Origin of the sequence: Candidatus Magnetominusculus dajiuhuensis (assembly GCF_046044395.1) — a bacterium.
Classification (GTDB): Bacteria; Nitrospirota; Thermodesulfovibrionia; order Thermodesulfovibrionales; family Magnetobacteriaceae; genus Magnetominusculus; species Magnetominusculus dajiuhuensis.
The window spans coordinates 1-19,354 of the sequence record NZ_JBJUSG010000065.1 but is presented as its reverse complement, the minus strand read 5'-3'; the positions used below and the strand labels follow the sequence as shown (position 1 = coordinate 19,354).

At 47.1% G+C, this 19,354-nt stretch carries 25 protein-coding genes; 15 read left to right on the top strand and 10 right to left on the bottom strand.

Annotated features, from left to right (window positions below; genetic code table 11):
- Window positions 1–196 precede the first annotated feature (196 nt).
- Complete coding sequence (locus tag AB7D94_RS10100; RefSeq protein WP_420265711.1) at window positions 197–448, top strand: LA_3696 family protein; 252 nt, start codon at window positions 197–199, stop codon at window positions 446–448.
- A gap of 281 nt (window positions 449–729) precedes the next feature.
- On the opposite strand, the gene AB7D94_RS10095 is transcribed toward AB7D94_RS10100, so the two are convergent.
- Genes AB7D94_RS10095 through AB7D94_RS10075 form a run of 5 tightly spaced genes read right to left on the bottom strand, consistent with a single transcriptional unit; the run spans window position 730 to window position 5,765 of the window.
- Window positions 730–1,680 carry an NAD-dependent epimerase/dehydratase family protein gene (locus AB7D94_RS10095; RefSeq protein WP_420265710.1) on the bottom strand — a complete coding sequence of 317 codons (951 nt, stop codon included), beginning with the start codon at window positions 1,678–1,680 and terminating at the stop codon, window positions 730–732.
- Window positions 1,681–1,697: 17 nt separating this feature from the next.
- Window positions 1,698–2,801 (bottom strand): UDP-galactopyranose mutase, encoded by a 1,104-nt coding sequence (gene glf / locus AB7D94_RS10090; protein WP_420265709.1) that lies wholly within the window; start codon window positions 2,799–2,801, stop codon window positions 1,698–1,700.
- Complete coding sequence (rfbD, locus tag AB7D94_RS10085; RefSeq protein ID WP_420265708.1) at window positions 2,801–3,655, bottom strand: dTDP-4-dehydrorhamnose reductase; 855 nt, start codon at window positions 3,653–3,655, stop codon at window positions 2,801–2,803. Before rfbD ends, glf begins: the two co-directional genes overlap by 1 nt.
- Window positions 3,652–4,668 (bottom strand): dTDP-glucose 4,6-dehydratase, encoded by a 1,017-nt coding sequence (gene rfbB / locus AB7D94_RS10080; protein WP_420265707.1) that lies wholly within the window; start codon window positions 4,666–4,668, stop codon window positions 3,652–3,654. Before rfbB ends, rfbD begins: the two co-directional genes overlap by 4 nt.
- A 26-nt stretch (window positions 4,669–4,694) precedes the next feature.
- Window positions 4,695–5,765: a glucose-1-phosphate thymidylyltransferase gene (locus tag AB7D94_RS10075; protein WP_420265706.1), complete on the bottom strand. Its 1,071-nt coding sequence runs from the start codon at window positions 5,763–5,765 to the stop codon at window positions 4,695–4,697.
- Window positions 5,766–5,967: 202 nt separating this feature from the next.
- Here AB7D94_RS10075 and wbaP point away from each other — a divergent pair, with 202 nt between their 5' ends.
- The 3 genes from wbaP to tsaD are packed head-to-tail and all read left to right on the top strand — an operon-like array spanning window position 5,968 to window position 9,040.
- Entirely contained in the window at window positions 5,968–7,389 is a 1,422-nt protein-coding gene (wbaP, locus tag AB7D94_RS10070) for an undecaprenyl-phosphate galactose phosphotransferase WbaP (protein WP_420265705.1), read from the top strand.
- Window position 7,390: 1 nt separating this feature from the next.
- A complete protein-coding gene (gene lolA / locus AB7D94_RS10065) occupies window positions 7,391–8,032 on the top strand; it encodes an outer membrane lipoprotein periplasmic chaperone LolA (protein ID WP_420265704.1) in 642 nt (213 codons plus the stop codon).
- A gap of 15 nt (window positions 8,033–8,047) precedes the next feature.
- Window positions 8,048–9,040 (top strand): tRNA (adenosine(37)-N6)-threonylcarbamoyltransferase complex transferase subunit TsaD, encoded by a 993-nt coding sequence (gene tsaD / locus AB7D94_RS10060; protein WP_420265703.1) that lies wholly within the window; start codon window positions 8,048–8,050, stop codon window positions 9,038–9,040.
- A gap of 4 nt (window positions 9,041–9,044) precedes the next feature.
- On the opposite strand, the gene AB7D94_RS10055 is transcribed toward tsaD, so the two are convergent.
- Both AB7D94_RS10055 and AB7D94_RS10050 read right to left on the bottom strand, forming a co-directional pair.
- The gene (locus tag AB7D94_RS10055; RefSeq protein WP_420265702.1) at window positions 9,045–9,494 is read right to left on the bottom strand and encodes a hypothetical protein; all 450 of its coding nucleotides are present in this window, start codon (window positions 9,492–9,494) and stop codon (window positions 9,045–9,047) included.
- On the bottom strand, window positions 9,481–10,314 hold the full coding sequence (locus AB7D94_RS10050; RefSeq protein ID WP_420265701.1) for a tetratricopeptide repeat protein: 834 nt from the start codon (window positions 10,312–10,314) through the stop codon (window positions 9,481–9,483). The genes AB7D94_RS10055 and AB7D94_RS10050 overlap by 14 nt, the downstream gene beginning before the upstream one ends.
- Before the next feature lie 194 nt (window positions 10,315–10,508).
- On the opposite strand from AB7D94_RS10050, the gene AB7D94_RS10045 reads away from it, so the two are divergent.
- Window positions 10,509–10,874 carry a PCP reductase family protein gene (locus AB7D94_RS10045; RefSeq protein ID WP_420265699.1) on the top strand — a complete coding sequence of 122 codons (366 nt, stop codon included), beginning with the start codon at window positions 10,509–10,511 and terminating at the stop codon, window positions 10,872–10,874.
- Here AB7D94_RS10045 and tatC read toward each other — a convergent pair whose 3' ends face one another.
- Genes tatC through AB7D94_RS10030 form a run of 3 tightly spaced genes read right to left on the bottom strand, consistent with a single transcriptional unit; the run spans window position 10,875 to window position 12,856 of the window.
- Entirely contained in the window at window positions 10,875–11,702 is an 828-nt protein-coding gene (gene tatC / locus AB7D94_RS10040; RefSeq protein WP_420265698.1) for a twin-arginine translocase subunit TatC, read from the bottom strand.
- The gene (tatB, locus tag AB7D94_RS10035) at window positions 11,692–12,069 is read right to left on the bottom strand and encodes a Sec-independent protein translocase protein TatB (protein WP_420265697.1); all 378 of its coding nucleotides are present in this window, start codon (window positions 12,067–12,069) and stop codon (window positions 11,692–11,694) included. Before tatB ends, tatC begins: the two co-directional genes overlap by 11 nt.
- 4 nt (window positions 12,070–12,073) lie before the next feature.
- The gene (locus AB7D94_RS10030; protein ID WP_420265696.1) at window positions 12,074–12,856 is read right to left on the bottom strand and encodes a hypothetical protein; all 783 of its coding nucleotides are present in this window, start codon (window positions 12,854–12,856) and stop codon (window positions 12,074–12,076) included.
- A gap of 160 nt (window positions 12,857–13,016) precedes the next feature.
- Here AB7D94_RS10030 and trxA point away from each other — a divergent pair, with 160 nt between their 5' ends.
- The 10 genes from trxA to AB7D94_RS09980 all read left to right on the top strand — a co-directional run bounded on the left by trxA (window position 13,017) and on the right by AB7D94_RS09980 (window position 19,157).
- On the top strand, window positions 13,017–13,346 hold the full coding sequence (gene trxA, locus AB7D94_RS10025) for a thioredoxin (RefSeq protein ID WP_420265695.1): 330 nt from the start codon (window positions 13,017–13,019) through the stop codon (window positions 13,344–13,346).
- Between the two features lie 49 nt (window positions 13,347–13,395).
- Entirely contained in the window at window positions 13,396–14,715 is a 1,320-nt protein-coding gene (gene ffh, locus AB7D94_RS10020) for a signal recognition particle protein (protein ID WP_420265694.1), read from the top strand.
- A 64-nt stretch (window positions 14,716–14,779) separates the two neighbouring features.
- Complete coding sequence (gene rpsP / locus AB7D94_RS10015; RefSeq protein ID WP_420265693.1) at window positions 14,780–15,031, top strand: 30S ribosomal protein S16; 252 nt, start codon at window positions 14,780–14,782, stop codon at window positions 15,029–15,031.
- Between the two features lie 18 nt (window positions 15,032–15,049).
- Complete coding sequence (locus AB7D94_RS10010) at window positions 15,050–15,283, top strand: KH domain-containing protein (RefSeq protein ID WP_420265692.1); 234 nt, start codon at window positions 15,050–15,052, stop codon at window positions 15,281–15,283.
- 232 nt (window positions 15,284–15,515) lie between these two features.
- On the top strand, window positions 15,516–16,004 hold the full coding sequence (gene rimM, locus AB7D94_RS10005; protein ID WP_420265691.1) for a ribosome maturation factor RimM: 489 nt from the start codon (window positions 15,516–15,518) through the stop codon (window positions 16,002–16,004).
- Window positions 16,001–16,729, top strand: a complete 729-nt coding sequence (gene trmD, locus AB7D94_RS10000) for a tRNA (guanosine(37)-N1)-methyltransferase TrmD (RefSeq protein WP_420265690.1) — start codon at window positions 16,001–16,003, stop codon at window positions 16,727–16,729. The genes rimM and trmD overlap by 4 nt, the downstream gene beginning before the upstream one ends.
- Entirely contained in the window at window positions 16,726–17,088 is a 363-nt protein-coding gene (rplS, locus tag AB7D94_RS09995; protein WP_420265689.1) for a 50S ribosomal protein L19, read from the top strand. Before trmD ends, rplS begins: the two co-directional genes overlap by 4 nt.
- Window positions 17,085–17,723, top strand: a complete 639-nt coding sequence (locus AB7D94_RS09990) for a ribonuclease HII (protein WP_420265688.1) — start codon at window positions 17,085–17,087, stop codon at window positions 17,721–17,723. Before rplS ends, AB7D94_RS09990 begins: the two co-directional genes overlap by 4 nt.
- A gap of 134 nt (window positions 17,724–17,857) precedes the next feature.
- The gene (locus AB7D94_RS09985; RefSeq protein WP_420265687.1) at window positions 17,858–18,640 is read left to right on the top strand and encodes a type I phosphoribosyltransferase; all 783 of its coding nucleotides are present in this window, start codon (window positions 17,858–17,860) and stop codon (window positions 18,638–18,640) included.
- Window positions 18,641–18,746: 106 nt separating this feature from the next.
- A complete protein-coding gene (locus AB7D94_RS09980) occupies window positions 18,747–19,157 on the top strand; it encodes a DUF5618 family protein (RefSeq protein WP_420265712.1) in 411 nt (136 codons plus the stop codon).
- Window positions 19,158–19,354 lie beyond the last annotated feature (197 nt).

Genomic DNA, 19,354 nt, shown 5'->3' with positions numbered 1-19,354 from the left:
ATAATTATCGCTAATGCAATACGAATTAGTCCACGTAATTATGACACAGTCTGTTAGCTGGAATGACAGACAAAGAAGAAAATGACAAGGACAGACAAAGAAAACATAGTGCGTTTGTGCCCTGATATGGGTGTTGATAAATTGACGTTGAAAAATTGGTGTTGAGAAAAGTCGGGAAATATGTTATAGTGGAGACATGAGCGTGATAGCGATACCAGAGGTGTTGAGAAGGAGGCTTGGCGACGACGGCGTTGAGGCCTTCATCAAGGTCATTAACGAGTCAGAGGCAAACTCTCGTAAGGATTTATCCACGAAAGAAGACATCTCCAGGCTTGAAGTTAAGATAGAATCGTCTAAATCCGAAATTATCAAGTGGGTAGCCGCCATGCTCGTCGCACAGGCCAGCATAATGGCCGTCATGTTCAAGCTGTTAGGGCTGATTAAGTAACGGCTGATTAAATAATATGGCGGTTGTAACTATTTACCCCGTATCTTTCTGATTATTACTTTCATCATAGCGCAAATCGGTTTTAGTCCCCCTTGACACCCTCGTCCGGCTGTGGTAGCCTATAGTTATCCTTCCCTTGTGGTGCAGGAGTCGTTGCGTCGCGTGAATTGCTGGTAACGTCCGTCCTCCTATCAGCAGAGGGAGGGTTATTTTTCTCATAAACAGATAAAAGCCATTTTTTGGATGATTCCTTCCTTCGCTTTTCCCTTGTAAAACGGCAACTAACGCAGAAAATGCTCTACCGTGACGGCGATGCCTTTTTTCAAATCGTACTCCGGGTGCCATTTGAGCGTCTTTGCCGCCTTTGAGCTGTCAAGGCAGCTTCGCCTGATGTCCCCGGCTCGGGCTGGACCCTTGTGCGGGCTGTCAAACTTTGCGTCTTTCGCTATTGCCCTTTCTCTGAGTGCCTCAAGGATTGTCCTGTAGAGCTGCACTGTGCTGGTCTCAATGCCGCAACTTATGTTTATAATCTCTAAATCACCAGCGCTGAGGGCCATCACGTTTGCCCTTACTATGTCTTTCACGCAACAATAATCGCGTGTCATGCCGTCAGGCTGCTCCTCGTAATGGTATATCGTGGGAAGGCCCCCGGATATAAGCTTCTCCATAAAAATAGACACCACCCCAGCCTCCGCGTGAGGCACCTGGCGCGGGCCATAGACGTTGGCATATCTCAATACTGTATACTTTAAACCATAGTGGTGGGCGTAAAAATGCAGAAACAGCTCGGTCGTTTGTTTTGTTATCGCATAGGGCGACAGTGGATTCCCCGGATATGTCTCAGTAGTGGGAATAACGTCTGCCTCACCGTAGATGGCCCCGCCTGTGGAGGCGAAGATAATCTTTTTCGTGCCATATTTAACGGCACACTGAAGGATATTCACCGCCCCAAGCACATTTACCTGCGCGTCAAACGCGGGGTCGGCAACTGAGGCCGGCACGGACATCTGCGCGGCGTGATGGTCAACTATGTCGGGCTTTTCTATCTCAAACACTTTCTTCAGCTCATCAGAGCGCACATCCATGACGTAGAGTTTGGCCTTTGCGTTTATATTTTCCAGCTTGCCGGTAAAGAGATTATCTACGATAACCACATCATGCCCGGCGCTTATAAAACCATCCACTACGTTTGAGCCTATAAAACCCGCACCGCCTGTCACTAATATTTTCATCACCGGTCTCCCTTGTCTTATTTACTGGTGGCGATAGTTTGAAACAGATCCAGTGACCTCTTTACCGCCTGGTCCATGTTGTAGTATTTATACTCCGCAAGGCGGCCCGCAAAATAAACGGTCTTGAGTTTGTCCGCCTCTCCTTTGTATTTTGCGTATATCGCCGCGGCGCTCTCCATCGGAACAGGGTAGTATGGCTCCCCTACGGCCTCCGGGAATTCGCGAACTATTGTCGTGCGCGGGTGGCGCTGCTTTGTGAAATGCTTGCTCTCTGTTATCTTCGTGAACAGGTGGTCGTTTGGATAGTTTACAACGGCCACTTCCTGGTAGTATTCCACGTCAAGGGTTTCAAACTCGAAACGCTGGCTGCGGTAGGGAAGCTCGCCGTGCATGTTGTCAAAGAAATAGTCTATCGGGCCGGTATAAATAAGGTAGTCAAACTTCACATCGTTGATAATCTTTTTGTAATCTGTGTTGAGCGTTATGGTGATATTTTTGTGGTCAAGCATCCTGTCAAAGAGTTTAAAAAAACCATCCACTGGAAGTCCCTCGTACTTGTCGCCAAAATATCTGTCATCAGTGTTGAACCTCAGTGGGATGCGCTTAGTCACCTCGGGCGACAGCGCCTCTGGATATACTCCCCACTGCTTGTATGTGTAGTTTTTAAAGAATTTCTCGTAGAAAAACTCCCCGACCTGCGACAAGACGACATCCCGTGAATTTTTTATCTCGCCAATGTCCACGCGCACAGAGGCAAGGTAGTCTCTGAGGCCCTGCTCATTGAAATTTTTCCTGAGCAACGTATTTACCGTCGTCAAATTAATGGGAATAGGGAGTTTCAGGCCGTCCACATATGCCAGCACCCGGTGGACATACCCGTTCCATTGGGCAAACCTATTCACGTACTGCCAGACGTCGCCATGGTTCGTATGAAATATATGCGCGCCGTATTTATGTACCAAAATACCGGCGTCGTCATAGCAATCATATGAATTGCCGCCAACATGAGAGCGCCTCTCAACCAGCATGACCTTCTTGTTTAACTCTGAGGCAAGGCGTTCACTAATAACTGAACCGGCAAAACCCGCGCCAACTACGAGGTAGTCATATTTGTCAGGCATTATGCCCCGGCGGCCTCCGACTTTAGATACTCGGCAAGGGCCTCGGCCCATGGGCGCGGCTTAAACGGTGTCGAATATGATGTTGCCAACAGATCAAGGACAGAATATGCCGGCCTCTTTGCCGGTCTTGGAAACTCATCTGACGTAACGGGGATAACCTTGTTAGGCTTGCCGCTTAGTCTGAGGATTTCCACTGTGAAATCAAACCAGCTCAGCGTGCCGTCAGTGGCGTCTGTAACGTGGTATATCCCGTACTTGCCGCTTTCCACAATGGCCTTGATGCCGTGTGAGAGGCTCACCGTCCATGTGGGGTTGCCCTTCTGGTCGTTGACTACCCTTAATGTGCCCATCTTGCCACTTAAATCAAGGATCGTCTTTACGAAATTCTTGCCGAAGCGCCCGTAAAGCCAACTCGTTCGAACTATATAAAACTTCTTTAAAATCCACTGGACGTATTTCTCACCGGCCATCTTACTAAATCCATAGAAATTGACAGGGTCGGTATCATCAAACGGTGTATATGGGACGGTGCTGTTGCCATTGAATACATAATCCGTGCTGACGTGGCACAGGGGGATATCGCGCTCGGCACATACCATAGCCAGGTGTTGGGTGCCGGTGGCGTTGACAAGCATTGCCACATCACGGTCTTTCTCCGCAAAGTCAACATTAGTGTATGCCGCACAGTTCACGATTACATCAGGGGAGTGCTTATCAACTATGCCGCGTACGGAGTCAATTGAGGTTATATCCATTTCGTCAATCGTCGCCCCGACGCATGTGTGTCCCTGTGATAGCACTGGTATTATGTCTGTGGATAACATCCCGCCCGCACCGGCTACAAAGATTTTCATTTCCAGAACCCCTCGCTCTCAGCGGCAAGCCGCTTTTTCAGTGACTGCCACCACCATTCGTTGTCAATATACCATTTTATAGTGTCGGCAATTCCGTCCTCTATTTTTGTTTCGGGCCTCCAGCCAAGCTCCGCGGTAATCTTCGCGTTATCAAGGGCATAGCGAAAGTCATGCCCCGGTCGGTCTGTCACATATTTAAACGCGGCCTCTCCCGTTATTTTGGCCGCCCCTGCCTTGCTCATAATATCCATGACCATATGCAATATATCAATATTTTTTCGTTCGCTCTCGCCGCCAATGTTGTAGGCCTGGCCCTCCCTGCCCTTGTGAAACACCATATCTATGGCCTTACAGTTATCGCCGACGTGCAGCCAGTCTCTGACATTTGTCCCCTGCCCATATACGGGGACAGGCTTACCAGTGAGGAGATTGGTTATCATAAGGGGGATGAATTTCTCTGGAAACTGGTACGGGCCATAATTATTCGATGGCCTCACGGTGACAGCCGGAAACCCGTATGTCTTAAAAAATGCCTTGATGAGCAAATCCCCTGCCGCCTTTGACGCGGCATATGGAGAGTTAGGGTCAAACGGGGTGGTCTCGGTAAACCTGGCGTCGCCCGTCTCAAGACTTCCATATACCTCATCTGTGGAGACATGGACGAACCTCTGAATCTTCGCCTTTAGCGCGGCGTCAAGGAGGACATGCAACCCTATGACATTGGTATCAAGAAAAGGTCGGGAATTCTCTATTGAGCGGTCAACATGGCTCTCGGCGGCAAAGTTAATAACGCCGTCAATCTTGCTAAGGAGTTCTCTTACAGCGGCATCATCCCCAATAGAGCCTTTTACGAAATGGTATCTGCCGGAGTCAATTCCCCTTAGGTTGTCTAAATTACCCGCATAGGTCAGGGCGTCCAGATTATATATCTCATAATCCGGGTATTTATTAAGCATATATCTGACAAAATTAGAGCCTATAAAACCACAACAGCCTGTGACGAGAATCTTCATTGCTGTCTCCTATTAACACATCTTTATTATACTTCGACAACCGAATCGTCGCTTATCATAAGCCGCAAGGCCTTGTGCTGATGAGCGTTGTTTATTACCTTAGCCCCCCTGCCGATAAGGCTGTCCTCAAGGCGCTCGATGCCCTCAATGCAGGCATTATCCAATATCACGGAGTGCTCAATGGCGGAGTTTCTTATGGTAACGTTATCGCCTATGCTTGTGAATGAACCTATGAAGGTATTTTCAATAGTAGAGTTCTTCCCTATTTTAACAGGGCCACGAATATTGCTGTGTGTTACAGTGGAGCCGGCCTCTATGGTTACCCTGCCAGTTGTGTGGCTGTCCTTGTCCATTTTTCCTTTGATGTCCAACTTTATATACTCATCAAGGACGATGCTGTTTGCCTCAAGGAGGTCGTCTTTCTTACCTGTGTCAAGCCACCAGCCGTCGAGTATCTCGCTGTCCACGGCACAGCCCATGTTGATTAATTCCTGAATGGCGTCGGTTATCTCAAGCTCCCCGCGCTGGGAGGGTTTTATACGGGCGATGGCGTCAAATATTCTTTTCGTAAAAATATAGACCCCGACAAGGGCGAGATTGGATGGGGGATTTTGGGGCTTTTCCATAAGCTCGATGACCTTGCCCTCCGGGTCAAGCCGGGCCACGCCAAAGCGCCGCGGGTCTTCCACCTTTTTGAGAAAAATCATAGCGTCAGACTTATTCTTTTTAAACCTCGCAATAGCCGTCCGAACCCCCGAACTCAGGAGATTATCGCCCAGATACATGACAAAATCGTCATCCCGCAAAAAAGACTTTGCAGACAGGACAGCGTGAGCAAGGCCAAGCGGCTTTTTCTGCACAATGTACTTTGTCTTTATGTTCCACGGCATACCGTCCTTTAAATAGTCCTTCACGGCCTGGCCGGTCTCAGGGGAGATGATGATGCCCGCCTTTCTTATCTTTGCCTCGCAAATATGGTCAAAGACATAACCCAGTATGGGCTTGCCGGCAACCGGCACGAGCTGCTTTGCTATGGTATGCGTGAGGGGCCTCAACCGCGTCCCCTGCCCGCCGCTTAGTATCAGAGCCTTTTTCATTTATTTCCTTACTCCCTGGCCTTTCTCATTTATTCTGCCGCAACCGCCCGCTTCCGCCGCTACCGCCTGTTGCGCCGCAGCAGAACTTTCAACACACGCTCATTTGAACTTTATAGCCGGAATGTATTATAACAAATGTATCGTGTTTTTTTGCAACCATTGAGACCTTAGAAAAAGTACCGTATATGGAAAAGATATTGAGATGAAAAGAGTTATACAGTTTATTTCGCTTATCGCCCTTGATATAGCCGCGTATTATGTTACACTGTACGGCGCGTGGTATGTGAGGGAGAGGGTCTTCCCCTTGTTCTATACACCTTTGACGCCGAATTATTCCTTTATCTATTACGCCGGACTGTTGTGGATGCCCGCGATTTTTATCTTTTTCATCGCATATAGCAACATATACACGGGCAGGATACCGTTATGGAACGAATCGAAAAAACTGATACACGCCAACACGCTGTCTTTTATGGTACTTATGGCCGTGGTAACGCTTGGAAAGGCACAAGGGTTGGTCTCACGCCCCGTAATCCTGTCATTGTGGATTTTGAGTATCTTTATATTCCCTGTTTTTCATCTCTATGGGAAAAAGATGCTCTTTGCGCTGGGCATTACGAAGGAGAAAGTCCTCGTACTTGGGGCCGGCAAGACTGGTAAACTCATCTCACAGTGGCTTGAAAGAGAGCGGCACATCGGCTACGAAGTGTTGGGCTATCTGGACGATAAGCCTGATAGAATCGGCACGTATATAGACGGGAAGAAGGTTTTTGGGCAGGTCAGGCACTATACCAGGTTCATCAAGGAACTCCAAATCAACACTATTATCATAGCCATGCCGTCTCTTGGCCCTGACAAGATATCCTCTCTGGCCTATGAGGTACAGCAAAAAGTTAAAAACACGATGATTGTCCCCAATCTCTACGGCATAGCGCTCCTAAACACCGAGCTTCTGCATTTGTTTTACGAGGAGATTTTCCTGCTGAAGGTCAAAAACAATCTGAAATCCATGTCAAACAGGATAATAAAACGGGCATTCGACCTATTAGTAGGCATAGTGCTGCTGCCATTTTTGTTGTTGTTAATGGCCGTCATAGGGATTATAACGAAACTTACCTCACCCGGCCCGGTCATATATAAACAGGAGCGAATAGGAATAGGAGGGCGGCCTTTTAACTGCTACAAGTTTCGCACAATGGTGCAGGACTCAGAGAGGATATTAAAAGAACTCCTGCAAAGCAACAGGGCAATGAAAGACGAGTGGGAGCGACACTGGAAACTCAGCAACGACCCGCGTATAACACGCATTGGGATGTTCCTGAGGAAGACCTCCCTTGATGAGCTTCCACAAATCCTCAATGTCCTCAAGGGTGAGATGAGCCTCGTCGGTCCACGGCCATATCTTAAGAGAGAGATGTACGCAATTGCAAACGAAATTGAAGACATTACGAAGGTGCCGCCCGGGATAACCGGCCTCTGGCAGGTCTCAGGCAGGAGTTCAACCACGTATGAGCATAGAATAAGACTGGACATCTGGTATATGATGAACTGGTCTTTAGGGCTTGACTTGTTTATCTTGTTGAGAACAATAAAAGTTGTATTATTTATGAAGGGGGTACGTTGAAATGAAAGTGAAAACAGTTTTAAGCGCGGTAAAAATGGTGTCAGCGGCGTTATGTGTCTTGTTAATGGTGTCGGTGGCCGACGCCGCAGGCCCGATTTTTATGAAAATCAAATCCGCCTATGACTCGTTCAAAGACATAAGCGGCAAGTTCTCGCAGTTGAGCCGCATCAAGGACCTGAACAAGGAAATGACTTATGAAGGTCAATTCAGCATCAAGCCGCCGTCAAAGATGTCATGGCGGTACGAGGGTGAAGACGAACAGGAGGTTTACATAAACGACGATGAGCTTACGATATACAAAAAGAAGCACAATCAGGCCATGCGCTCAAAACTGGACGAGGCGGCCATAGCCCAAACACCCCTCGCGCTGCTAAGGGGACTGAAAGATATAGAAAAAGACTATGACATTGCGGAAAAAAAAGACGTTATGCGCCTTACGCCCAAAAATCCCTCGTTTAAGGTCAAATACTTCGATGTCTATCCATCAAAGGACTCCCCATTCCCGATAAAGAAGATAGTCCTCTACGACAAAAACGACAACACCGTTGAACTCACCCTGCAGGGCGTAAAGGTAAATGTCGGTCTCTCAGACGAGATGTTTCAGTTTACCCCACCTGAGGGAGTGACCATCGTTGACAACTGAGGACAGGCACGTTTGATGAGTCAGGCAATACTTGCAATTGACACGTCATGTGACGATACGTCGGCGGCGGTGGTATGCGGCGGTAGCGAGGTACTGTCAAACGTCGTATCAGGGCAAAACGGGGTTCACGAGCGATTTGGCGGCATAGTGCCGGAGCTTGCCGCCAGAAGGCACCTTGAAATCATAGAAGGCGTCGTTGACGAGGCGCTGACATCGGCGGCCATATCCTTTGGCGCTGTCAGCGCGATAGCCGTATGCAAAGGCCCCGGCCTCATAGGCTCACTAATCGTAGGGACGGCCTTTGCCAAGGCCCTGGCCTATGTCCATAGGCTCCCGCTTATAGGCGTAAACCACCTTGAAGGGCATATCTGCTCCGCCTTTTTAAAAGAGGGGGGGCCGCCCACGCTGCCGTTTATCTCCCTCGTCGTGTCGGGGGGACACACAAGCCTCTACAGGGTGGACAGCCGTGGGAGATACAGAGAGCTTGGCCGCAGCCGCGACGACGCCGCAGGGGAGGCCTATGACAAGGTGGCCAAGATGCTCGGACTGGGGTTTCCGGGAGGCCCGATTATAGACAGGCTTGCACACAAAGGCAACCCGCGCGCGGTGCCCTTTCCACGTGCGTACATGCCGCAGACGCTGGATTTCAGCTTCAGCGGCCTGAAGACATCAGTAAGGAGTTTCATCGCCAACAACGCGTCCAACATCACAGTAGAAGACATCTGCGCCTCATTTCAGGCCGCTGTTATAGATGTCCTTATAAGGAAAATAGAATGGGCGACTGCTCAGCAGAACATCACATCAGTCGCGCTATCGGGCGGAGTTGCGGCCAATGACGGACTGCGAGAACGCATAACGCGGCTAAAGGGGATTGAAACCTACGTCCCGCCAAAACCACTCTGCACAGACAACGCCGCGATGATAGGAGCGGCCGCCTATGAGCAATTTCTGAAAGGCGATTTCGCAGATTTGAGATTAAATCCAAGGGCATATCTGCCGGTGGGATAAGGCGTCATTTTATAGGATGCTTTATATCTTTTAAAGCCTTAATAAAAGCATTATTTAATTGAGCGCCAGCTTTTATTGAGGTTATTTCTCTTTCTAAATAAAATACTATAAGTTTGGCTTTATTGATAGTATTTTTATCAATAATTGCATCCAACTCATAGTCACATAAGTTACGTACATCCCTTAAGTACTTTAGTTTCCCTGAGATGTCAGTTCTATAATAATTAGCCATAATTTTTTGAATTAAATAGTGTATATTTCGTCTCTGACTCTTCATCTGATTTTTACCATCAACAGTTAACGCATGGTATATTGTTTCTCTATATTTAAGAAATATGTAATAATAATATCTTCCGATTGTTGTCCTGCTAACTGCTTCAGCAATATCCTTATTTATATAATTAAGACATGGAAGTTCTTCTGCTGTTATTTTAAAATGATCAATTTGAAACACGGCTATTTCCTATAACATTAACCAACACTAATACACCTGGATATTTAGATATGATTAGTTTGTAAATATAAAGTTCTAAATCGAACTCTTCCTCAATTGACATAGGCTTTGAGATTATTTTCAGAGAAAAGTATTTTATATCAGGGAATTCTATATCAATATCTTCATATGGGATTACATCATCTATGTCCTGATTATTATTTGAGTAATCTTTAATATATTCATAAATATCTGAGTATGTTTGATCTTTTAATAATTCCTTTCCATTCAAGTAGGACTCCAGAATACTCATAACTCTGATTAATGGTTCCTCGTCAGTATATTGCGATACCCTAGAATAAAATGAATTATCATCAAAATCAATTTTAGAATTAGGGCATACCATATTCCACAACTCTAATACTACTTTATGTATTTCTTCATAATTTGATAAATTCGAATTATATACCGCAAGAGAAACAAGAGCCGATATTCTTTCACGTTCAATCAACGTATTATCTTTAAGCAATTTTCTTAATATCTCAACGGCTTCTTTTGTGTTGCCCTTTCTATTTTTTATCGCCGCTTTGAACAGCTCTAAATAAAAAGGTACGTTTCCATTAACATGGCTATAACATCTTTCGAGCATTACTTCGGCATTCTTTATATCATCTAACTTAATATAACATGCTATCAATGCTATCATCGTTTTTACTACATCTGCAGGTCTTGTTTCCAGATAGTTCAAAATCTCTATTTCTAAAGAACGCAAATCCCCTTCTGAGGATGTTTGATTCACTCTCTCAGCAAAGTCGTTGCTTCGCAGTAACGCTAAAGCCATTATCGCACCCACCTCACATCAACAATATACTTATGTATAGTCATTATGATAAAACCCACCTTGCTCACCTAACTAATCATATCACAACTGCACGATGGCCTGTCAATTGCGTTGGCCTTAAAAAAGGCGTTTCATATATCAGGCTATTTTGTTATACTACCTTAATATAACTAATAGATTCATGGAGGTGATTTATGAAATTTACGTGTTTAAAATGCGAGAAGGAAATGGTAAATATGAAATCCGGCAGTACCGAGGCTGGCTTAACGAATACATCGTTTTCATGCCCGGCCTGTGGAAACAGCTTCGGGCTGGCGGCAAACGCGATGGAATCAAAGGCGATCAGGGAACTGGTACTGCATACAGAGCCGCTCAGCATTGCTGAACAGGCCGATTCGCTCATACCGTGGGACAAAGACGCGTTAGAGAGACTGTCACAAATCCCTGAAATGGTCAGAGGCATGGCACAAAAAGGCATAGAAAAATATGCCGCCGATAATGGTCTGAAAACAATAACCGTTGATGTGATAGCCCAAGTAAAAGAACTTTACGGCATGTGATTATTTGGGGCCAGTTAAATCCCCTGTTGAGTCCTTGGATTCGGAGGTCTGGTCTTTTTCCTCCGGTTTTTTTCTGATTAATCTTGACGCCAATATTCCGACTTCGTATAGTACTATTATGGGGACGGCCATGAGGGTTTGATTAAACGCATCCGGGGTCGGCGTTATTACGGCGGATATTACAAACGCCGCCACGATTACATGCCTCCTTGCCTTGCCCAATTTTTGCGGAGTTACCAGCCCCATTTTCGTCAGTACAAATAGCGCAACAGGCAGCTCAAATATCACCCCAAAGGCCAGGATAAACTTCATCGTAAAACCTACATAATTGCTCACCGAAATCATCGGCGTCAGATTCTCCGTCTTATATGTCATCAAAAACCCAAGCGCAAATGGCAATATTATATAATAACAAAACACCGCCCCAATCATAAATAAAACCGTCCCGGCCGTTACAAATGGCATAATAAACTTCTTTTCCTTCTCCACAAGCCCCGGTTCTATAAAAAGCCATATCTGAGACAAAATAACAGGCAGCGCAATCATCAGGGCGGCTATCAGGGCAAGCTTACAGTGCGTCCAAAATGCCTCCGCCGGTTCAAGAAAGACCAATGTCTTTTGCTTTATGCCGCTTGGCTCAAGGCCAACAAATGGATAATGAATACTGAAGGCCATCTTGGTTTCGATTGGCATGACCAGAGTTTTTAAGAGCATCTCAGAATAATTAAATGTTATGATAAATATCACAAGTACGGCCGCCACGGAAATCATAATTCGCTTCCTGAGCTCGCCCAGGTGCTCGAAGATGGACATCTTATCATTTTCCATTTATAGGGGTTCCATCGCGGGGCGTCTCCGGCGCTGCTGCCTCAGGCCCGGTGGCCGGTTTCTGATCTGCTTGCATTTCGGGGACTGGCTTTTCGGGGGTGGCAGGGTTTGTCTGTGTTATGTCCGGCTGATGCCTTCGGGCGGCTTCAAGGGATTCCATGTTTATCTTTTCTATTTCGGTTTTTATCGGCTTGGTGTAGTCGTAGAGTTCCGCATCCATCTGGCGCTTGACGTCATTGACCATCCTTTTAAACATGGCGATATATTTCCCTGCCTTTCTTCCCAGCTCCGGCAGGTCCTTCGGCCCGTACACTAATAGCGCGATTACAAAGACCACCACAATCTCATCCATCCCTAAGTCAAACATCGCACTACTCCTTTTCCTCTTCGTATATGTATTTTAATATCTTGCCGGCGGGCGGATATATTATAGTAAACGACAGGAAAATATGCAAATCCGGCGAGCGGGTCTTAAACCCATACCCGGCAGAGAGCGTGGTGTAGAGAAAATCCAGCGGCCTGAACCTGTAGCCTATCTTCCAGTCCCAGTAGTCGAATCTATTTACATCGTCGCTTTTTTTCGTTTGAACCTCGGTGAGAACGCTGAGATTATTAGCGGCCTGAAGTTCCGCGCCGAGCATTAAATCCACCTCAGTACCAAGGTCATGTTTAAACGGGTGATATACGAGGGCATTGGCGTGCGTCTTAAACGGGCCTATTTTCTTAGACGCAATCAGGCCACCACCGATACTCCCGTTTGTCCCTACCACGTCTCTGCCAGTGGGCAGCGCTCCGGCCAAAAGGGCCGCAACTGAAGGGGAATATTGCCCCTCTTCAATAAATCTGTATTTAATCCCTATGGCGGCGTCCTCAAACCCCGATTCACCCGTTTTCAGATGATAGGGAATCGTGGCGCTTGCCTCTATCTCATCCGTTGCGGCAAACGAAAGAGAGGAGTTTATTTGATAGAAAGTCGGGTCAACAGACTGCTCAAGTTCGAATTGCGTAGAAAATACGCCAGCCTGGTTTGTGGAGGTCGAAAAGGTAGAAAACACGCCGTTTGGCTGAAGCGGCTGCAACCCCTTAACGTCGAAGCCGTATGCCACAGCGGCACAAGAAAAGATTGTAAGAAAAAAAACGTACTGCAAAACCATTACACATCTTTTCATCTGGTAAAAATAACAGAATTTAGTTTATACTGTCAATGGTGGCATTGATAAAAACTGTGTTGACAAAAGAATGCGGCAACTCATATAATCAAGCTCGTACGAAATTATGTTACTGGTGAAATAAAAGCAAACGGAGGGTTTTTTTATGGCAGAAGGTGTTATCAACGCAACGGCGGCAAACTGGGCTGCTGAGGTGTTAGGCGCCAAAGAATTGGTGCTGGTGGATTTCTGGGCAGTGTGGTGCGGGCCGTGCAGGATGGTTGCCCCTATCGTTGAGGACATGGCTAAGGAATACGCGGGGAGGGTGAAAGTCCTCAAACTCAATACCGACGAAAATCCGGACATCGCAAGCAAGTACAAGATTATGGGCATTCCCACGCTGATGCTTTTCAAAAATGGCGAAAAGATTGACCAGCTCGTTGGCGCGGTACCGAAACATCAGCTCAAAGAAAAGATCGAGGCCCATTTAGTCTGATGCGTCGCCCCCAACATTAATAATTGGGTCAATGCGGGAGTCAATGTAAGTGTTTAATTCGTTAAGCGAGAAGCTGGAGTCCGTTTTCAGGAAGCTAAAGGGCAAAGGCGTACTGGTAAAAGATGATATTGACGCGGCGATGAAGGAAATCCGTTTCGCCCTGCTTGAGGCCGATGTAAATTTTAAGGTCGTCAAGGGGTTTGTCGAAAAGGTAAAGGAAAAATCGCTTGGCAAAGGGGTCATGGAAAGCCTGACGCCCGGCCAGCAGGTCATAAAAATAGTCAACGATGAGCTGTGTGTCCTGCTCGGGTCGGAAAACGAAAAGATTCGTCTATCCCCCAATCCCCCTACTGTTATCATGATGATTGGCCTTCACGGCTCCGGCAAGACAACAACCTCTGCGAAGCTCGCGAGGCATTTTAAGGCACTGGGCAGACGCCCCATGATGGCCGCGGCAGACCTTCAGCGTCCGGCCGCTATTGACCAGCTCATAACCCTCGGCAAGCAAATTGACGTACCGGTGTTTTTCTCTAAGGAAGATAAAAGTCCTGTGGCGGTCTGTAAGAACGCGCTGGCTGAGGCAAAAAAACAGGCGCGCGATATTGTAATCCTTGACACCGCCGGGCGTCTTCACATAGCCGAAGATTTGATGAAGGAACTCAAGGCGGTTAAAGACGCTGTCAACCCCGACGAAATCCTCTTTATTGCTGATGCTATGACCGGGCAGGACGCCGTCAATATCGCTAAGACTTTCAACGAGCAAATCGGCATTGACGGTATCATATTGACCAAAATGGACGGCGACGCCCGTGGCGGCGCGGCACTTTCAATAAGGGAGGTTACAGGCAGGCCAATTAAGTTCATCGGCACGGGCGAAAAAATTGATATGCTTGAGCCGTTCCATCCCGAGCGCGCGGCATCAAGAATCCTCGGCATGGGAGATGTGCTTAGTTTTATAGAAAAGGCCCAGCAGTCGTTTGACGAAAAAGAGGCCCAAACCCTGCAAAACAAGCTTACGACCGATTCCTTTACGCTTGATGATTTGAGAGATCAACTGAAAAAGATACGCTCAATGGGACCGATTCAAAATCTCCTGAACATGATACCCGGCTTTAACCGCATGAAGGGGGTTGAGGTGGACGAGAGCCAGTTTATAAAAGTAGAGGCCATGATTTCCTCAATGACAAAAAAGGAACGCAATAACCCGCAGGTACTAAACGGGAGCAGAAAATTGCGTATCTCGGCGGGAAGCGGCACAACAGTAGCCGACATTAACCGCCTCCTGAAACAGTACAAGGACATGAGGAAGATGATGAAGGCGTTCAAAAACAAAAAGGGCTTCAGAATGCCGGATATAATGCCCTTTTGAGACAAAAAATATACCTTTACATAAAGACGGGATTATATTACAATAAAACAATGGAGGGACAGCATTGGTAAAAATCAGATTAACACGCATGGGTTCGCACAAGAGGCCTTTTTATAGAGTAATAGTGGCAGATTCAAGGGAGAGGAGGGACGGCCGGTTTCTTGACATCATAGGAAGCTATAATCCGTTGACAGAGCCTTCGGAGGTCAAAATAGACATCGAAAAGGCAAAGAAATGGCTTGGATGCGGCGCTAAACCAACTGATATCGCTAAAAAACTTTTAGAAAAAGCCGGCTTGCAGCTTCAGACGGCCTAGTTCAACCGGAGGTGGTTCATGATGAAAAACTTGGTGGAAGTTATGGCAAGGGCGCTGGTAGATAAACCCGAAGATGTGGCCGTGCAAGAGGTAGATGGCGAAAAGACAACCATTTTTGAGCTAAGGGTGGCCGCAAACGACCTCGGTAAGGTAATAGGCAAACAGGGAAAAACCGCAAGGGCGATGAGGACAATCCTATCAGCGGCAGGTACCAAGATAGGAAAACGCGCCAGCTTAGAGATACTCGAATAACAACATATAATTTCCTGTGCAGTTAACTTCGGTAGAGTGTGCTCTGGATTCCTGCTTTCGCAGGAATGACAGACAAGACAGGACGGATGGACACATAGATATGTCATTCCTGCGAAAGCAGGAATCCAGTTTTTGGTTAACGGAGCTAACTGCATAGGCAGCTAATGTATATCGGCGAAGGGGCAGCGTTATAACGTATGTCCCTTTGTCAGTTTTTTGATATAAGGATAAAATGGTAATCGGCAAGATTATAAAACCGTGGGGCGTCAGAGGTGAGCTAAAGGCGGTGCTGTCAGATATATCTGAGGAGGCATTTGCGTCTATTGATGAGGTCATGCTCTCCGGCAGCGGCACCGCGTTTAATATAACATCAAAGAAATTTCGGCCGGGCTGCGTTGTGCTGAAATTTGACGGTTTAGACACGCCTGAGGACGCCGTCCTCTATAACGGCGCGTCAATGGAGGCCGAGGGGGTCGGGCTGCCCCCACTTGAGGACGGCCAATACTACATACACGAGATAATCGGCCTGAACATTATTTCCTCATCGGGAGAGACACTTGGCAAGGTGTCAGATGTCTTATCATTTCCCGCAAACGATGTCTATGTAATGGACTATGACGGCAGGGAATGCCTGATACCGGCCATAGCCGATGTCGTAAAAGAAATAAACATAGCCGGTGGATATATAACAATTGAGGTCATGGAGGGTCTTTTAGGGTGAGATTCGATGTACTTACGATTTTCCCCCGGATGATTGATTTCTACATTGCCGAAAGTATTATAAAGAGGGCTATTGAGCGCGGTTTGATAGAAATAGGGGTTACGAACATACGGGATTTTGCGTCGGACAAGCACCTGACCGTGGATGATTACCCGTTTGGCGGTGGACAGGGGATGGTGATGAAGATAGAGCCGCTTTTCAACGCCTTAACCCACGTAAAAGGCGGCCATAATAAGCACACCGTCTTGCTTTGCCCTCAGGGCGCGGTGTTTAACCAGGACAAGGCTATGGAATTGTCTCAAAAAAAAGATGGGATTGTCCTTATATGTGGCAGGTACGAGGGTGTGGACGAGAGGATAAGCCTATCAGTGGACGAGGAAATCTCCATAGGGGATTTTATATTGACTGGCGGAGAGCTGCCCGCTTTGGTTATAATAGACGCGGTTACTAGGCTGCTGCCAAACGTGCTGGGTGATGAGCGGTCAAGTATAGAGGAGTCTTTTACAAGCGGGCTTCTGGAATACCCCCATTTCACCCGGCCAGCCGAGTTTATGGGCATGAGGGTGCCGGAGGTTCTGATGTCCGGCAATCATAAGGAGATATTGAAGTGGCGAAGACGGCAGTCCCTGCAAAGGACGCTTCTTAAACGGCCAGAGTTAATAGATGAGACGAAATTGACGGAAGATGACAATAAAATCATGGAGCAACTCAAGGAGGAAGTATGAATTTAGTAACGGCACTCGAAGAGAATTACAGAAAGGAAATCCCCGCTTTTAACATAGGCGACACCTTAAAGGTGTATGTGCGTGTCGTAGAGGGCGACAAGGAGAGGATTCAGCCTTACGAGGGTATAGTAATTGCGCGCAAGGGAGCCGGTGTGCGCGAAATGGTTACCGTGAGGAAGATGTCTTTTGGCGTCGGCGTGGAGAGGATTTTCCCGATTCATTCGCCAATAATAAAGCAGATTGATGTCGTAAGAAGAGGCGACGTCAGAAAGGCCAAGCTCTATTACATAAGGCACAAAAAGGGTAAAGACGCGAAAATAAAGGAAAAGGCGCGCGAGATCAAAAAAGCCGTGGTATGAAGGCCCTCTATGCCTTCGACGACGAATATCGCAGGGCTGGATATAGGGTAATCGCCGGTATAGACGAGGCAGGAAGGGGGCCTCTGGCGGGGCCTGTCGTTGCCGCGGCCGTGGCGCTGAACCCGGCCTTTGAGATAGACGGCGTAAATGACTCTAAAAAACTCACCGCGGCCAAAAGGGAACGCCTTTTCTTTGAGATATTGGTTAACGCACTCGCAATAGGCGTTGGGATAATCAGTGCGGATGAGATAGACAGGATTAATATACTAAACGCGACGAAGCTTGCCATGTCAGCCGCCGTTTCAGACTTAGGCGCACTGCCGGATATACTGCTTATAGACGCCGTTAAACTTCCCACCGTCGCCTGTGAGCAAGTAGCTGTCATAAAGGGCGACGCGATGAGCGCCTCAATTGCCGCCGCCTCAATAATCGCAAAGGTGCTGCGCGATTCTATTATGTCCGCGTTTCACGAAAAATACCCTCTGTACAACTTCATCTCCCACAAGGGATACGGCACTAAGGAACACATGGAAAAGCTCAATGTCCACGGCCCATGCGAGATACACAGAAAGACCTTCGCGCCGGTATCTTTGAGGATTAAAACGAAGGGAAGTAATACCAAGCTGCTGACATAATGAGTTTTTTACTCAAAATCAGACGAAAGATCCCTTTTTGTCTGATTTTCTTTTTTGCCTATATGTTAGAATAATAATTATGTACAAAAACCACGCTTTACAATCAGCCTTTATACCATGAAGCGGCAAAAACAATGAATACAGGTCAACAGAAAGAAATACACAGGACTCCCTGGCCGGTGGATTTTCCTGATATTGTAATTCATACGACCGTAGAAGAGCGTGATGCGCATCCATGCTATAAGGCCGCTAAAGCTGGAGACTCTGTAGCAGCCTATGAGCTTGTTAAGGATACTATTTCAGATTTGGCTGTTGCGCAGCTACGGGAGCAGATTGGTGGAAGAAAACCCCTTTTGGTTGCCGTAGGAGCCATTGAACAGGAAGGTTTCAACGCAATCCCAGCCATAATGGCGCAAGAAATTGCGTCCAGGCTCAATCTGGATGTTGAAGAGTCCTCTATAGTGCAGTCAAACAGGGTTGGACATACCCGCGCCAGAGCGGCGCATCGGATGGTAACACCGGCGATATTTACAGGGAAGGTATGCAAAGGAGCTGATTATGTTATAATAGATGACCATGTAGGGCTGGGTGGAACCATTGCCAACCTTCGGGGTTTTATAGAGGACAGCGGCGGGCATGTTATAGCCGTATCTACCTTAACGGAAAGCAGGGACAGCCGGAATTTGGCATTGAGGCCAGAAACACTTGAAGCATTGGAGAGAAGATATGGACAAGAACTTGACGAATTTTGGCGCAGCAGCTTCGGACATGGAGTTGCAACCCTTACCGAGGCCGAAGGGGGCAATCTCTTACGTCAATCATCCTTTGACGTCATCCGAACTCGCTTGGCTAAGGCAGCAGATGAAGCACGCAAGCGAGGCTTACCGGCAGTTGAAATCAACAGAAGCGAAGCCTGAAAGTTCGTAGCATCACACCCTAAGCCATAATTGGGATGTGTCCCTAAATTTCATCAGTTTCAAAACCCGCATTGACGCGGACACACTGAAAGTCTTACAACTAAGCATGGGATTACCTAAGCCAACACACACAGCAGGGGAAGCGCTGCGATACATGGAAAAAGCTAAGGGTCTGCTCAAGGCCGCCGCCATTGAAGACAATATTTACCTTGACAAAAAGCCCGTCCGTGAAGCGTTCGGCACGTCCTACCTTGCCATACTCGAAGCCATTAACGAAGCCCTGATAAAAAAGGGGCTACTTACCCGTAAAGAATTGCCTAAGTCCGTTGACGGGTATATGGCGACCATAAAGAAGCACCTGTCTGTCACCAAGACAGGTAAGCTCGTAAGGGAATTTGACAGCCTCTATGAAGCCCTGCATATAGCTGGATATTACAGGGGTTTGCTTTATCAGGTACCCTTAGTCAAAGAAGCTATGAGGGAAGCGGACACCTTTATCAAGAAGGTTTTGCCTTAACCAGCACCAGAAACCCTATGATTACCATACGCCTGTGGAACTTGCCTTGTAAAACTAGACAGAAGAATCCTAATTGTATAGTGTTTCAGAGACGCCGCAGAAATGCCCTCAAAGTGTGAATGTGCAATTTAAACCAATGTTAGGTGTAATACCAAAATAGAAATGTCCTATTCTACCAAAGTAGAAATGTCCTAAAG